Genomic DNA, 13,998 nt, shown 5'->3' with positions numbered 1-13,998 from the left:
CCAACGACCAACCCACTCAAAGGAGTTACGCATGGCAGGCAGCAACGCCAACGAGATCCGGGTCGCCGGCACCGGCCGCATCCTGGTCGCCCCGGTCGGCACGACCGCGCCGACCGATGTCACCACCGCGTGGGCGGCCGGTTGGAAGGACCTCGGCTACACCTCGCAGGACGGCATCAAGCTGGCCAAGAAGGACAAGCTGGACCCGGTCGAGACCTGGCAGTCGGTGTCACCGGCTCGCTTCATCTACTCGGACCGCGACCTGACCGTGAAGTTCCAGTTGCTCCAGCTCAACGAGGACACGCTGCCGTTCTTCATGGGCGGTGACGCCGTCGCCGAGACCGCCACCGCCTCGGGCGTCTACAAGTACGACCTGTCCGCCGACCCCAAGTTCAACGAGAAGGCGCTCGGCATCGAGTTCAGCGACGGCACGGACATCACGTACCGCTTCGTCGTCGCCCGCGGCCAGGTCACCGAGTCCGAGGAACTGTCGCTGACCCGCACCGCCTCCATCAAGCTCGGCGTCACCTTCACCGCGCTGGCGGTCGACAACACCAAGCCGCTGGCGACCTTCCTGATGAAGGACCCGGCGTACTCGGCCGTCTCCTGATCCATCCTCCCCGGCGGGCGGGCCGAGGTCTCCCCCACCTCGGCCCGCCCGCGCCAACCACCCTCATCTGTAACGGAGTTGATCCATGTCCTTCGACGTCAGCGCCGCTCGTGCCCAGCGCCAGGAGGCGCTCGGCCGGTCCTGGTCCTTCACCATCGACGGCGACACCTTCACCCTGCCGACCGAACTCACCCGCAAGACGGCCCGCGCGCTGCGCGAACTCGACGACAACGACGTGGACGGTCTGCTCCAAGTCCTGCTGGGCAACGCCCAGTTCACCCGCTTCGACCGGCTCGACATCACCATGCAGGACATCGCCGCGATCATGGAGGCGTACGGCAAGGAGACCGGGCTCGGCCTGGGGGAAGGCTGAGCCTCGGCGAGTTCGTGGACGAACACGCCGAGGCCCTCGAAGCGGACCTGCTCCGCCACTACGGCGTGGACCTGCTCGACTGGCACCGCGGCCGGCTCTCCACCCGCCGGCTGTCGGTGCTGGTCAGGCATCTGCCACGCGACAGCTCGACCTTGCGCGAACTGCACGGCGAGGCGGCCGACTGGTCGGTCACCGACTACCTGATCGCCGCCGCCGTCGACCAACTCACCGAGGCGAACTGGATGTTCGCCACCGTCAACCGGGACGAGGACGCGGAGCCGCTGGAGTACCCGAAGCCGGTGCCGCGTCCGGCGCCGGGGGTGGAGCGGGTCGCCCCCGAACCCGAGGTCCACAACCCCGGCCCCGCCGAACTGGCCCAGTTCTTCAACTGACCGCCGCCATCCCGAGATCCCATCGCAGGAGTACGCACGATGACCCTCTACACCCCGCTCGGCAAACTCCCGTACCCCCAGCCCGCCGACACCGCGAACCTCCCCCTCCACCTCCAGTCCCTCGCCGAGGGCATCGACGGCCGCACGATCCTGCGGTACGACACCGCCACCGACCGGGACACGGCCGTCACGACCCCGGTGGCCGGAATGGTCGCCTGGCTGACCACCCCCGGCACCCTCAGCTACTACACCGGCTCGGCGTGGATCGCGCTCGGCGTCTGGAACACGTACACGCCGACCTGGACGGCCACCACGACCAACCCGTCCATCGGCGACGGCACGTTGACCGGCAAGTACGCGGTGGTCGGCAAGGTCTGCCACTTCACGACGCTGGTCACCTTCGGCGCGTCGACGACCTACGGCAGCGGCAGCTACAGCTTCGGCCTGCCGGCCCCGTCCGGCGCGATGGGCGGGCTGCCGCAGTTCCAGGGAGTGGCGGCCGTCAGTGGGGGCCGCGCGCTGATCTCCTGCCAGCCGGGGGCCAGCACCGGCGCGACGACGTACACGCTCTGGGGTCCGAATTCCGCGTCCAGCTCCACCGCCACCCAACTCGGCAGCGGCGGTGTGCTCGGCACGGCCTACGTGAGCGGCAACGTCATCCGGATCGGCGGAACGTACGAGGTGGCCTGACGGCGGTGCCCCACGACCGTCACATGGCCCGAAAGCGTTCTCTGATACCCCCGGCCAACACAGGTATCTCCGGTACCCTGCATACAGTTATCGCTCATACGTTCGATTAACGGCGTTCGAAGGGTCCGAGCGCTACGGAGGGACGGGGGCCTCATGACGAGGGACGACGGCACGGCACAGGGCGACATCGAGGCGACCGCGGAGCTTCACCAAGCCCTGGCCGCCCACTTCAAGGGCCGCCCGCTGCCACCGGACCTCGTGATCACCACCCGCACGGAAATCGAACAACGGGAGTTCAAGGCGTACGGCAAGGGCTGGCGGGACCGCGGCGAACACGACGAGCGGCGCAGGGCGCAGACGCAGCCACACCCCCAGCCCCGGCCACGGCCCTCGGACGCCAAGGTCCTCCCCTTCCCGCCCGCCTCGGGCTCCCCCTCGGGCCGCCCGCATCCGGACGACGAGCTGTCCTGACGGCGTTCACTTATCGGCGTTCCGGTGACCTTCGGCAGCGTCGGCACACCGTTGACCGCCGGCCTCCACGACAAGGACGTGGTCGCGGTCCGCTCCTCACGGGGCGGCGTCCTCTACGCGGACGTCACCATCAAGGGCTACGCCTCCGCCCGCGAGCAGATCGGCTCGGAGATCGACGCCCTCGTCCAGGCACGTCCGGCGCCCCGCGGGATCGACGCCACCGCCGTCAACCTGCGCAACGTGAAGCCCTCAAGGTCCTCTACAGCCAGCGCCTGGACGCCCAACGGGACGCCGATCGCACCGCGATGCGTCAGCTGCTCCGTCGGAAGATTCCCCGGCGCCCCTTTTCCTCGTCCGGCGCCGGGGGCTCGAAGTATTCCTCCGTGTGGATGAGCTCTCCCACGGTGACGCGAAATCTTTCCTTTCGCCAACCATCGGACGACATGACGGTCATGAACGAGTCCTCGCCGATACGGAAGACGGTTCGCGTCCCCTTGAAATCCCCGAAAGGGTCATACCCCTTCGCCAGCTCCAGCGCCTTTTCCCGGGCCCGCTCCACATTCCCGTCCACATGCACAACACGGGAAAGGCGGAATTCATCATTGCCGGACGAGAGATGCTCGTCCTCCACGAGGACATACCAGGAAGTTTCATCAGACATCGTGAATTCCTCTCATTCATCTCACGATTGACCAAGGAGGCAAAATGGCCGACGAGGGCGATATTATCGATGCTATCACCTGGATCAGTAGGAATGACTGGGAGAGGGCGAAAGAGAAGGCTTACACCTTCTCCAGCTCAATAACCGCCATCAAGTACGACATGACGCTCCTCAAAGCCGAACTCGCCGGTGTCGCCGCCTTCTCTGCGGGACTCGGTCTGGTCAAACTCGACTACACCTTCTTGAAAGTGGACGAGAAGGGTATCTCCTGGCGTGGCCGGCAGATCTACTCGACCAGGTTCGCCGACGAGGTCAAGCACTATCAGACGCAGCTCGATCGAAAACAGCTCGAATTCGCAAAGAAGATGAGCGCCCTGGAGACGGCGCAGGCCACGGCAGCAAGAAAGAGGACCGATCTCGACGCGGCGACCGCACGTCTGGAATCGGCCAGGACAAGCAGCCGCCGCCCGAATTCCACCTCGGCAGACTTCACCGAGCTGGCCCGGAGTGCGGACGCCCAGCGAGACGCACGACGGGCATACGACCGCGCCGAGGCAGAAGTCAGTGCACTGCACGACAAGGTAACCGCTCTCAAAACGAAGGTCGGCCGGATCAGCAATGAGGTGAAGGAGGTGAAGCCGGACGCGATCTTCGAGAAGGCGACAGAGGCCCTGGAAAGGTTCGAGGAAGCCCTGCACAACACCGCCGCCCAAGCATGACCGCCCCCTGTTCCCCTGACGAACCGGAGACAGAGAAATGGGTCTGAAGGAATCCCTCAACCAAACGACAGCAAGCGTAGGCAGATTTCGGACAGCGCTCGGCCAGGCATCCAGCAGTCTGGGCACGCTGCGGCAGGCGACGGGCAGCACCTCGGCCGCCGTCGACAGGATCAGGACCAGTGCCGGTCAGGTCGTCCCCTCCATCACCAAGGTCAAGACCGGCTCCGACCAACTCGCCACCTCCCTCACCAAGCTCAAGACCTCCGCCACGCAAGGCGGTTCCGGCCTCGACAAGATCAAGTCAGGAGCCGGCGGCGCCGACGGCGGACTCGGCAAAGCCCGTACCGGCACCGACAAGCTCAAGTCCTCCTTCGACAAGCTCAAGTCCGCCGCCAAGGGCGCCCACGGTGAGCTGAAGAGCGTCAAGTCGCAGGCCGACGCGGTCGAGACGTCCGTAGGGAAGGCGGCGAAGAACGCCGACAAGGGCGGCAAGTCAATGGGCGGCTTCGGCAAGGGGCTCAAGGGCGCCTCGCTGTCCCAGAAGGGGCTCAACCTCGCCATGGCGGCGAACCCGTTCGGCCTGGTGATGACGCTTCTGACACCGCTGATCGCCCAGTTCGTCAACATGGACAAGATCACCGCGCTGCTGCAGAAGGGCGTCACCTACGCCATGAAGCACATCGGCACGGCGGTCGGCGGACTGGTGAAGAACGCCGGCCCGCTGCTGAGGGGCCTCGGCAACGCCATGCTCGCCCCGATGACCGGCCTCGCCACCGCGCTGAACGGCCTGCTCGGCGCGCTGGCCGGCATCCACATCAGCATCCCGGACTGGGTCCCGAAGTTCGGCGGCCGTTCCTTCGGCTTCCCCCGTCTGAGCGTCCCCGTGCCCCACCTCGCCACCGGCGGTGTCGTCACGGCCCGTTCCGGCGGCACGCTCGCCCTGCTCGGCGAGGCCGGCGAGAACGAGGCCGTCATCCCGCTGTCCAAGCTGGAGCGCATGCTCGGCCACGGCGGCGGCCTGCGCACCCTCACCGCGGCCGTGGAGAAGCTCGCCGACCGCCCGGTCGTCGTCCAGGTCGACTCCCAGGAGATCGCCCGCGCGGTGTTCCTCGGACAACGGCAGCTCGCCCGGCGGTAGTTGACGACCCACCTCGCGAGCCCCACCCCCAGTCGACGGCTCACCCGTCGGCTTTTTTCATGCCCTCAGCCCCTTCAGGAGTCCACATGGGAAACCTCTGGATCGGCCCGCCCGGCTCCATGACCGAGATCGACCAGGCCGCCAAGTCCTTCGACCGCAGTGCCGACCTGGGCGTCAGCGAGTTCAAGTCGCTCGGCGGCCGGGTCACCGTCACCCGCAACCAGGCACCCGTCCGCCGTCTCAAGCTGGCCTGGGACCTGCTCTCCCCCGTCCACGCCCGCGCCCTGGACCGGCTCGCCCGCCGGGTCGGCGGCTCGGGGCCGGTGTTCGTGGTCGACCCCGCCGCCGGCAACGTCCTCGGCCCCGCCCAGGCCGCCGGACTCGGGGTGGCCGGCGCCACCGGCATCACCGGGCTGACCCAGTGGTTCCGCACCTCGACCACGGGCACGGTCGCCGAAAGCACCACCACCCCGGGCACGTTCCTCTTCACCGCCACCGACACCACCGGCGCGGTGGCCTGGCGCTGCGCCGCGACCGTCGGCAACTTCCCCGTCTCCCCGGGCCTGACGGTCTCCTTCCGCGCCCCGACCGCGATCGCCGCGCTCAGCACGGAGACCGTCGCCATCGACTACAAGAAGGCGGACGGCACCTACATCAGCTCGACCACGGCCTCCGGGCCCCTCGTCACCGGAACCGTCCCCGCGGGCGCCGCCTACGCCACCCCCTACGTCAGGCCCGGCACCGCCGGCACCTACTCCCTCGCCGGTGCCTGCCTCACCTACGGCGGCGGCACGGCGGAGGACGGCGTCCCCGGCGACGGCCTGCCCCTGATGGCGGTCACCGGCTACAGCGACACCCCGGGCCGCCCGCAGCCGTACCGCAGCATCGGACTCGACCTGGTGGAGGTGTCCAGTGCTGCGGGCTGACGACACCACGAACGCGGCCCTCGCCACCGGCGAGCGGACCACCACCCACACCACCCGGCTCGGCGGCACGGACCTCTCCGCGCAGCTGCAGTCCTGGCAGTTGGAGCGGTCGTACGCCACCGATCTGCCGCCCGCGATGCGCGCCTTCGCGGGATCGTCCTCGGCCCAGCTCCAAGCGCAGGTGTCCGGCACGGGCGACGTCTCGGCGCCGGGCCTGTACGCGCCCTGGGCCGACCGCCGCACCGGCGACCTCGCGCGCCCGGGCCAGTCGGTCGTGCACCGCGCCGGGGTGGGCGCCGACACCCTCCCGGCGTTCCGAGGGACCGTCAGATCCCGTTCCGCGCAAGCCGGTTCGGACACCGTGCAGATCACCGCGCTGGACGGCGCGGAGCGGCTGCGCGGTCCCGCGCTGCTGCCGAAGCCTTACGCGGGGTTCTCCTGGGGCCGTCCGGTCGCCACCCCCACCTGGTGCGTGGACGAGCTGCTGCGCCAGGCGGGCGTGTACTCCAGCCCGCCGCCCCGCTACCCGGACTTCGTGGCGGGCCAACCGCTCACCCTCGTCCACGCCACCCTGCACGGCGGCTTCGCGGCGCCGTACGGCCAGCCGGAGGTCCTGCCCGACCCGGACGACTACGCCTGGACGCGGGACGGCGCCCCGCACGAAATGGCGCTGCTGCCGCTGACGACCGGCGTCACGGCGAGCTGGTTCCCGCGTTCCCGGGTCACGGTGCCCGGAAGCCGGCTGCTGCTGGAGGCGTGGGTCAATCCCGCGATCGGCGCGGGCGACACCGTCCGCATGGACCTCGTGCTCGACCGCACGGGCGGCGCGACCGGCACCCTGCGGCTCCAGGTGAACTTCGCGACCGGGCAGCTCACGGTCGGCTCGGGCACCACCGACGGCACGTTCCTCAACTCCAACTGGAACAACATCACCTCCGTGCAGACGCTCAAGGGCGTCTGGCACATCGGTGTCTTCATCGACACCGTCACCACGGGCACCAGCGTCTACCCGACCGTGCAGCCCCGGCTGACCGGCCCGGACGGGACCGTGTTCCTCGGGGCGCTGCACCAGATCACGGACGCCTACGGCATCCAACCGGCTTCCGAACTGCGCGAGTTGAAGCTCGTCACCGATCTGGCCGTGGAGGGCGTCCAACTCACCGGCGGGCTCACGGCCATGCCCTCGACGTCGGTCTTCGACCAGTCCGGTACATGGACGAAGGCCGCCGAACTGGACGACGCCGTACTGCCGTTGTACTCGGTCCCGCGCGTCTCCGGTTCGCAGTGGGAGGTCGTGGGACAGATCGCCAAGGCGAGCATGGCGACCGCCGAGTTCGACGAACAGGGCATCTTCCGCTGGCGCAACCACACCCGCTTCGCCACCACCCCGACCGGCGCGGACCTCACCCTCACCTCGGTACGGGACATCGCCTCCCTCACCCTCACCGAGGAGATCGACGCCTGCCGCAACTACGTCTCCCAACCCGCCAAGATCTGGGAGGACTTCGGCCTCGACTCGGGCACGACATACACCGACACCGTCGTACGGACGGTCCCCGCGAACGGCACGCTGACGGTGTCGTACGTGATGGCGGACGAGGAGTTCGACATCGGTCCGCCGAGCACCGACGACGACTCGGTCACCACCGCCGGCTCCCAGGTCCGCTTCGCCACCACCAAGACCGGCACCACGGCGGTGAAGGGAGCCGTCGACGTCCTGACCCGCCGTGAGGACGGCTATCTGGTGGTCCGGTTCTCCAACCGCACCGCGCAGACCCTGTACACGGCGAAGAAGGACGGCACCCCGTCCGTCTATCTCCAGACACTGAAGCCGAAGGCGGACCCCGTCGACCGGTCGGCCGTCGCGTATGTGGCGGGCACCCCGAGCGAGAAGTACTACGGCCGCCAGGAACACACCGGCGACAGCACCGACTGGGTCCAGGACCTGACCTCCGCGCAGGCCATCGCCGACGCGCTGTACAAGGCCGGGGCGTACCCGGTGCCCGTCATCGGCGACGTCGAGGTGCTGTACGACCCGCGGGTACAGCTCGGCGACGTGATCAGGCTGACCGACGCCTCCGGCACCCGCCTGGACACGCTGGCCTGGGTCGTCGGCATCAGCACGACGGCGACCGCCGACGCCGGCGTGCGGCAGACCCTGACCCTGCGCGGCACCCAGCCCAACGGCACACCCGCCGACGCCGGCCTCAGCCCCGACGCCGACGCCGCCCCGACCGCGCTGACCCTGGCCACGTACGCCTCGGTCACCGCCGCCTTCCCGACCCTGTCCGCACTCACCGCCTCGGGCTGCACCTGGGGCCAGATCCTGGAGTCCGCGTATGTCTGAGACGACCACGGAGACGACCGCCGAGCCCGTGCCCGTCACCCTCGACGACGATCAACTCGCCACGCTGGCGGCCTCGGTGACCGCCGGACTGGCCGCGTACCTGACGCCGGAGCCCACGGCGGTGATGCCCGCGGAGGTGTCCGAGACCGCGACCGCACCGGCGACGGAGAACCCGACGGACCCCGGAGCAGGGGGCGACGCGGATGCCTCCGCCCCCACCGAGGAGGTCGCGGTGCCGACGGAGACGACCCCGACCGACCCGACACCCACGGAGGAGTGACTCCCATGGCCACACCCCTTTCCGCCGACGCCCTCGTCGCCGCCCTGCGCGCCGAGGGCGTCACCGTTGTCGAACACTCCGGCTGGCGTACCAACAACCGCAACAGCAAGGGCAGTTGGGGCCCGGTCAACGGCGTGGTCATCCACCACACCGTGACCACCGGCACCACCGGCTCCGTGAGCATGTGCTTCAACGGCCGCTCCGACCTGCCCGGCCCGCTCTGCCACGGCGTCATCGCCAAGGACGGCACGGTCCACCTGGTCGGCAACGGCCGCGCCAACCACGCCGGCAGCGGCGACGGCGACGTACTGAAGGCAGTGATCGCCCAGAGCGCCACCCTGCCCGCGCCGAAGCGGAACGACACCGACGGCAACGTCCACTTCTACGGCTTCGAGTGCGTCAACCTCGGCGACGGCAAGGACCCCTGGCCCGCCGTCCAGGTGGAGGCGATGGTCCGGGCCTCGGCCGCGCTGTGCCGGGCCCACGGCTGGAACGCGCGCTCGGTCATCGGTCACAAGGAGTGGACCAGCGCCAAGATCGACCCGCGCGGATTCACGATGGCCGACTTCCGCGCCCAGGTCGCCACCCGGCTCGGCACCAAGACCACCACTCCCCCCGCCAAGCCCGCCTACCAGCCCTTCCCCGGTGCCGACTGGTTCAGGAAGAACCCCAGGTCTGCCGTCGTCACCGCGATGGGCAAGCGGCTGGTCGCGGTCGGCTGCTCGGCGTACACCTCCGGTCCCGGCCCCCAGTGGACCACGGCCGACAAGGCCTCCTACGCCAAGTGGCAGCGCAAGCTCGGCTACACCGGCACCGCCGCCGACGGCTGGCCTGGCGCCACCTCCTGGGCCGCGCTGAAGGTCCCCCACAGCTCCTGAGAAAGGAGGCCCCATGTCAGAGGCCGCCAAGCGAACCCTCCGTACCGTCGTCCAGACCGCTGTCGGCCTGTGTGTCCTGCTGCCCGCGGTCGTCGACGCCGTCGGCGCCTCCCGGACGATCCCGTGGGTGGCCGGCGCGCTGGCCGTGGCCGCCGGGATCACCCGGGTCATGGCCCTGCCTGCCGTACAGGCGCTGCTGCCCGGGTGGCTGCGGACGGGAGGTGACGATGACCGATCCTGATACGAACGACGCGATCGCCGTCGCCCTGGAACTGGAGCGCCTGCGCGGCTCGTTGGAGGCCGGCTTCGCCCGGGCCGACGGCTCGCTCGCGCTGCTGGTCCAGCGCAGCGACCAGACCGACAAGCAACTCGCCGACCACGAACAGCGGTTGGACGCCCTGGAGCGGTCCCGCTGGCCGCTGGCGAGCATCGGCGCGCTGGCCGCCGTGGCGACCGTCGTGGTCACCGCGCTGGAGATCACCGCGCGCTGAAACGCCGAAGGGCGGTCACCCCGTACGAAACGGGGTGACCGCCCTTCAGTTCAACTCAGCCTGCTCGCTTACTGGTTGTACGGACCGTAGTCGTAGTCCTCCAGCGGGACGGCCTGGCCGGAGCCGGTGCCGAACGGCGAGTAGTCGATGTCGTCGTAGCCGACGGCCGAGTACATCGCGGCCTTGGCCTCCTCGGTGGGCTCCACCCGGATGTTGCGGTAGCGGGACAGACCCGTACCGGCCGGGATGAGCTTACCGATGATGACGTTCTCCTTGAGGCCGATGAGGCTGTCGGACTTGGCGTTGATCGCCGCGTCCGTCAGGACTCGGGTCGTCTCCTGGAAGGAGGCGGCCGACAGCCAGGATTCCGTCGCCAGCGAGGCCTTGGTGATACCCATCAGCTGCGGACGACCGGAGGCCGGGTGACCGCCCTCCTGGACCACACGACGGTTCTCCTGCTCGAAGCGGGAGCGCTCGACCAGCTCGCCGGGCAGCAGCTCGGCGTCGCCGGACTCGATGATCGTCACACGGCGCAGCATCTGCCGGATGATGATCTCGATGTGCTTGTCGTGGATCGACACACCCTGCGAGTTGTACACCTTCTGGACCTCGCCGACCAGGTGGACCTGGACGGCACGCTGACCCAGGATGCGCAGCACGTCGTGCGGGTTGGTGGCACCCACGGTGAGCTTCTGGCCCACCTCGACGTGCTCGCCCTCGCTGACCAGGAGACGGGCACGCTTCGAGATCGGGAACGCCGTCTCGTCGCTGCCGTCGTCCGGGGTGACGACGATCTTCTTGGTCTTCTCGGTCTCCTCGATCCGCACGCGGCCCTGGGCCTCGGAGATCGGGGCGACACCCTTGGGCGTACGAGCCTCGAAGAGCTCGACGACACGGGGCAGACCCTGGGTGATGTCGTCACCGGCCACACCACCGGTGTGGAAGGTACGCATCGTCAGCTGCGTGCCGGGCTCACCGATGGACTGGGCGGCGATGATGCCGACCGCCTCACCGATGTCGACCAGCTTGCCGGTGGCCAGCGAACGGCCGTAGCACATGGCGCAGGTGCCGACGGCGGACTCGCAGGTCAGGACCGAGCGGGTCTTGACCGTCTCGATGCCGTGCTTGACCAGCTCGTCGATGAGGACGTCGCCGAGGTCGGTGTTGGCCGGGGCCAGCACCTTGCCGTCGACGGTGATGTCCTCGGCCAGCGCACGGGCGTACACGCTGGTCTCGACGTTCTCGGCCTTGCGCAGGACACCGTCCGCGCCGCGCTCCGCGATGTGCAGCTTGAGGCCGCGGTCGGTGCCGCAGTCCTCCTCGCGGATGATGACGTCCTGGGAGACGTCGACGAGACGACGGGTGAGGTAACCCGAGTCGGCGGTACGGAGGGCGGTGTCGGCCAGACCCTTACGGGCACCGTGGGTGGAGATGAAGTACTCCAGCACGGACAGGCCTTCACGGAAGGACGCCTTGATGGGACGGGGAATCGTCTCGTTCTTGGCGTTCGACACCAGACCACGCATACCGGCGATCTGACGCATCTGCATCATGTTTCCTCGGGCACCCGAGTCAACCATCATGAAGATGGGGTTCGTCTTGGGGAAGTTCTCGTTCATCGCCTCGGCGACCTCATTGGTCGCCTTGGTCCAGATCGCGATGAGCTCCTGAGTGCGCTCTTCCTTGGTGATCAGACCGCGCTCGTACTGCTTCTGGACCTTCTCGTCCTGCGCCTCGTAGCCCTTGACGATCTCCTTCTTCGCTTCGGGAACGACGATGTCGGAGATGGCCACGGTGACGCCGGAACGGGTGCCCCAGTGGAAGCCGGCCGCCTTCAGGTTGTCGAGCGTCGCCGCCACGATGACCTTGGGGTAGCGCTCCGCGAGGTCGTTGACGATCTCACCGAGCTGCTTCTTGCCGACCGAGTAGTCGACGAAGGGGTAGTCCTCGGGCAGCAGCTCGTTGAAGAGCGCGCGGCCCAGGGTCGTACGGAGGCGGAAGCTGTCACCCTGCTGCCACTCCGGCTCGCCCTCCTCGCGGACCGGCGGCACCCAGCCACGCGGCGGGATGGTGCCCACCGGGAAGCGGATGTCGACGGCCGACTGGAGCGCCAGCTCGCCGGCGTCGAACGCCATGGTCGCCTCGGCCGTGGAGCCGAACGCGCGGCCCTCGCCCTTGACGTCACGGAGCTCGCCGTCGGTGGTGAGGAAGAACAGCCCCAGCACCATGTCCTGGGTCGGCATGGTGACGGGACGACCGTCGGCCGGCTTCAGGATGTTGTTCGAGGACAGCATCAGGATGCGGGCCTCGGCCTGCGCCTCCGCGGAGAGCGGCAGGTGTACGGCCATCTGGTCACCGTCGAAGTCCGCGTTGAACGCGGTGCAGACGAGCGGGTGGATCTGGATGGCCTTGCCCTCGACGAGCTGCGGCTCGAAGGCCTGGATGCCGAGGCGGTGCAGCGTGGGCGCACGGTTCAGCAGAACCGGGTGCTCCGCGATGACCTCTTCGAGGACGTCGTAGACGACCGTGCGGCCGCGCTCGACCATCCGCTTCGCCGACTTGATGTTCTGCGCGTGGTTCAGGTCCACCAGGCGCTTCATCACGAACGGCTTGAAGAGCTCCAGCGCCATGGCCTTCGGCAGACCGCACTGGTGCAGCTTGAGCTGCGGACCGACGACGATCACGGAACGCGCGGAGTAGTCCACACGCTTGCCGAGCAGGTTCTGACGGAAGCGGCCCTGCTTGCCCTTGAGCATGTCGGACAGCGACTTCAGCGGACGGTTGCCGGGGCCCGTCACCGGGCGGCCACGACGGCCGTTGTCGAAGAGCGCGTCGACGGCCTCCTGGAGCATGCGCTTCTCGTTGTTCACGATGATCTCGGGGGCACCGAGGTCGAGAAGGCGCTTCAGGCGGTTGTTGCGGTTGATCACGCGGCGGTACAGGTCGTTCAGGTCGGAGGTCGCGAAGCGGCCACCGTCCAGCTGCACCATCGGGCGAAGGTCCGGCGGGATGACCGGGACGCAGTCCAGGACCATGCCCTTGGGGCTGTTGGAGGTCTGCAGGAAGGCAGACACGACCTTCAGCCGCTTCAGGGCGCGGGTCTTCTTCTGGCCCTTGCCGGTGCGGATGATCTCGCGGAGGCGCTCGGCCTCCTCGTCCAGGTCGAAGGACTCCAGGCGCTTCTGCAGGGCAGCCGCACCCATGGAGCCGTCGAAGTAGGTGCCGAAGCGGTCCCGCAGTTCGCGGTAGAGCAGCTCGTCACCTTCGAGGTCCTGGACCTTGAGGTTCTTGAACCGGGTCCACACCTCGTCCAGGCGGTCGATCTCGCGCTGCGCACGGTCGCGCAACTGCTTCATCTCCCGCTCGGCGCCTTCGCGCACCTTGCGGCGCACATCGGCCTTGGCACCCTCGGCCTCCAGCTCGGCCAGGTCGGCCTCGAGCTTCTTGGCGCGGGCTTCGAGGTCGGAGTCCCGCCGGTTCTCGACCTGCTGACGCTCCACGGAGACATGCGCCTCCAGGGAGGGCAGGTCACGCGTACGGCGCTCTTCGTCGACGAACGTGATCATGTACGCCGCGAAGTAGATGACCTTCTCGAGGTCCTTCGGGGCGAGGTCGAGCAGGTATCCCAGACGCGACGGGACACCCTTGAAGTACCAGATGTGGGTGACGGGCGCGGCCAGTTCGATGTGGCCCATCCGCTCACGGCGCACCTTGGCGCGGGTCACCTCGACGCCGCAGCGCTCACAGATGATGCCCTTGAAGCGAACGCGCTTGTACTTGCCGCAGTAGCACTCCCAGTCCCGGGTCGGACCGAAGATCTTCTCGCAGAAGAGTCCGTCCTTTTCGGGCTTGAGCGTGCGGTAGTTGATGGTCTCGGGCTTCTTGACCTCGCCGTGGCTCCACTGACGGATGTCGTCAGCGGTTGCCAGACCGATCCGGAGCTCATCGAAGAAGTTGACGTCGAGCACTATGCGTCAATCCCTCTCAGGGTTGTAAGTCTTGGGGTCTGATACGGGGGTCCT

Annotated in this window: 15 protein-coding genes; 13 read left to right on the top strand and 2 right to left on the bottom strand. The window is 68.5% G+C overall.

What is annotated here, in order from left to right; genetic code table 11:
- Positions 1-31 precede the first annotated feature (31 nt).
- The 5 genes from ABZT04_RS14480 to ABZT04_RS14460 all read left to right on the top strand — a co-directional run bounded on the left by ABZT04_RS14480 (position 32) and on the right by ABZT04_RS14460 (position 2,536).
- Complete coding sequence (locus ABZT04_RS14480; protein ID WP_356056531.1) at positions 32-610, top strand: phage tail protein; 579 nt, start codon at positions 32-34, stop codon at positions 608-610.
- Positions 611-695: 85 nt separating this feature from the next.
- On the top strand, positions 696-983 hold the full coding sequence (locus ABZT04_RS14475) for a hypothetical protein (protein WP_356056529.1): 288 nt from the start codon (positions 696-698) through the stop codon (positions 981-983).
- Positions 984-1,048: 65 nt separating this feature from the next.
- Positions 1,049-1,375 (top strand): hypothetical protein, encoded by a 327-nt coding sequence (locus tag ABZT04_RS14470; RefSeq protein ID WP_356056561.1) that lies wholly within the window; start codon positions 1,049-1,051, stop codon positions 1,373-1,375.
- Positions 1,376-1,414: 39 nt separating this feature from the next.
- Positions 1,415-2,065: a hypothetical protein gene (locus tag ABZT04_RS14465; protein ID WP_356056528.1), complete on the top strand. Its 651-nt coding sequence runs from the start codon at positions 1,415-1,417 to the stop codon at positions 2,063-2,065.
- A 153-nt stretch (positions 2,066-2,218) separates the two neighbouring features.
- Positions 2,219-2,536 (top strand): hypothetical protein, encoded by a 318-nt coding sequence (locus ABZT04_RS14460; RefSeq protein ID WP_356056526.1) that lies wholly within the window; start codon positions 2,219-2,221, stop codon positions 2,534-2,536.
- A gap of 310 nt (positions 2,537-2,846) precedes the next feature.
- Here the strand turns inward: ABZT04_RS14460 and ABZT04_RS14455 are convergent, their stop codons facing one another.
- Positions 2,847-3,197: a hypothetical protein gene (locus ABZT04_RS14455; protein WP_356056525.1), complete on the bottom strand. Its 351-nt coding sequence runs from the start codon at positions 3,195-3,197 to the stop codon at positions 2,847-2,849.
- 44 nt (positions 3,198-3,241) lie between these two features.
- Here ABZT04_RS14455 and ABZT04_RS14450 point away from each other — a divergent pair, with 44 nt between their 5' ends.
- From ABZT04_RS14450 to ABZT04_RS14415, 8 genes are all read left to right on the top strand, one after another.
- Positions 3,242-3,916 carry a hypothetical protein gene (locus ABZT04_RS14450; RefSeq protein ID WP_356056524.1) on the top strand — a complete coding sequence of 225 codons (675 nt, stop codon included), beginning with the start codon at positions 3,242-3,244 and terminating at the stop codon, positions 3,914-3,916.
- A 37-nt stretch (positions 3,917-3,953) separates the two neighbouring features.
- Positions 3,954-5,054: a hypothetical protein gene (locus tag ABZT04_RS14445; RefSeq protein ID WP_356056522.1), complete on the top strand. Its 1,101-nt coding sequence runs from the start codon at positions 3,954-3,956 to the stop codon at positions 5,052-5,054.
- An 86-nt stretch (positions 5,055-5,140) separates the two neighbouring features.
- A complete protein-coding gene (locus ABZT04_RS14440; RefSeq protein ID WP_356056519.1) occupies positions 5,141-5,980 on the top strand; it encodes a hypothetical protein in 840 nt (279 codons plus the stop codon).
- Positions 5,967-8,327 carry a hypothetical protein gene (locus tag ABZT04_RS14435; RefSeq protein WP_356056517.1) on the top strand — a complete coding sequence of 787 codons (2,361 nt, stop codon included), beginning with the start codon at positions 5,967-5,969 and terminating at the stop codon, positions 8,325-8,327. The genes ABZT04_RS14440 and ABZT04_RS14435 overlap by 14 nt, the downstream gene beginning before the upstream one ends.
- Entirely contained in the window at positions 8,320-8,607 is a 288-nt protein-coding gene (locus ABZT04_RS14430; protein WP_356056515.1) for a hypothetical protein, read from the top strand. Before ABZT04_RS14435 ends, ABZT04_RS14430 begins: the two co-directional genes overlap by 8 nt.
- A gap of 5 nt (positions 8,608-8,612) precedes the next feature.
- The gene (locus ABZT04_RS14425) at positions 8,613-9,485 is read left to right on the top strand and encodes a peptidoglycan-binding protein (RefSeq protein ID WP_356056513.1); all 873 of its coding nucleotides are present in this window, start codon (positions 8,613-8,615) and stop codon (positions 9,483-9,485) included.
- A 13-nt stretch (positions 9,486-9,498) separates the two neighbouring features.
- The gene (locus ABZT04_RS14420) at positions 9,499-9,726 is read left to right on the top strand and encodes a hypothetical protein (RefSeq protein ID WP_356056511.1); all 228 of its coding nucleotides are present in this window, start codon (positions 9,499-9,501) and stop codon (positions 9,724-9,726) included.
- Positions 9,713-9,976: a hypothetical protein gene (locus ABZT04_RS14415; protein WP_356056509.1), complete on the top strand. Its 264-nt coding sequence runs from the start codon at positions 9,713-9,715 to the stop codon at positions 9,974-9,976. The genes ABZT04_RS14420 and ABZT04_RS14415 overlap by 14 nt, the downstream gene beginning before the upstream one ends.
- 68 nt (positions 9,977-10,044) lie before the next feature.
- On the opposite strand, the gene ABZT04_RS14410 is transcribed toward ABZT04_RS14415, so the two are convergent.
- Positions 10,045-13,944, bottom strand: coding sequence for a DNA-directed RNA polymerase subunit beta' (locus ABZT04_RS14410; RefSeq protein ID WP_356056508.1), 3,900 nt, complete (start codon positions 13,942-13,944; stop codon positions 10,045-10,047).
- Positions 13,945-13,998 lie beyond the last annotated feature (54 nt).

The organism is Streptomyces sp. NPDC005492, from assembly GCF_040605995.1.
Lineage (GTDB): Bacteria > Actinomycetota > Actinomycetes > Streptomycetales > Streptomycetaceae > Streptomyces.
This window is presented reverse-complemented; position numbering and strand designations above follow the sequence as displayed.

Excerpts from the sequence above, each read along its gene's own strand:
- ABZT04_RS14445 (WP_356056522.1), top strand. The coding sequence starts at position 3,954 with ATGGGTCTGAAGGAATCCCTCAACCAAACGACAGCAAGCGTAGGCAGA.
- ABZT04_RS14440 (WP_356056519.1), top strand. The coding sequence starts at position 5,141 with ATGGGAAACCTCTGGATCGGCCCGCCCGGCTCCATGACCGAGATCGAC.
- ABZT04_RS14475 (WP_356056529.1), top strand. The coding sequence starts at position 696 with ATGTCCTTCGACGTCAGCGCCGCTCGTGCCCAGCGCCAGGAGGCGCTC.
- ABZT04_RS14430 (WP_356056515.1), top strand. The coding sequence starts at position 8,320 with ATGTCTGAGACGACCACGGAGACGACCGCCGAGCCCGTGCCCGTCACC.
- ABZT04_RS14455 (WP_356056525.1), bottom strand. The coding sequence starts at position 3,197 with ATGTCTGATGAAACTTCCTGGTATGTCCTCGTGGAGGACGAGCATCTC.
- ABZT04_RS14465 (WP_356056528.1), top strand. The coding sequence starts at position 1,415 with ATGACCCTCTACACCCCGCTCGGCAAACTCCCGTACCCCCAGCCCGCC.
- ABZT04_RS14450 (WP_356056524.1), top strand. The coding sequence starts at position 3,242 with ATGGCCGACGAGGGCGATATTATCGATGCTATCACCTGGATCAGTAGG.
- ABZT04_RS14460 (WP_356056526.1), top strand. The coding sequence starts at position 2,219 with ATGACGAGGGACGACGGCACGGCACAGGGCGACATCGAGGCGACCGCG.
- ABZT04_RS14420 (WP_356056511.1), top strand. The coding sequence starts at position 9,499 with ATGTCAGAGGCCGCCAAGCGAACCCTCCGTACCGTCGTCCAGACCGCT.
- ABZT04_RS14480 (WP_356056531.1), top strand. The coding sequence starts at position 32 with ATGGCAGGCAGCAACGCCAACGAGATCCGGGTCGCCGGCACCGGCCGC.
- ABZT04_RS14425 (WP_356056513.1), top strand. The coding sequence starts at position 8,613 with ATGGCCACACCCCTTTCCGCCGACGCCCTCGTCGCCGCCCTGCGCGCC.
- ABZT04_RS14415 (WP_356056509.1), top strand. The coding sequence starts at position 9,713 with ATGACCGATCCTGATACGAACGACGCGATCGCCGTCGCCCTGGAACTG.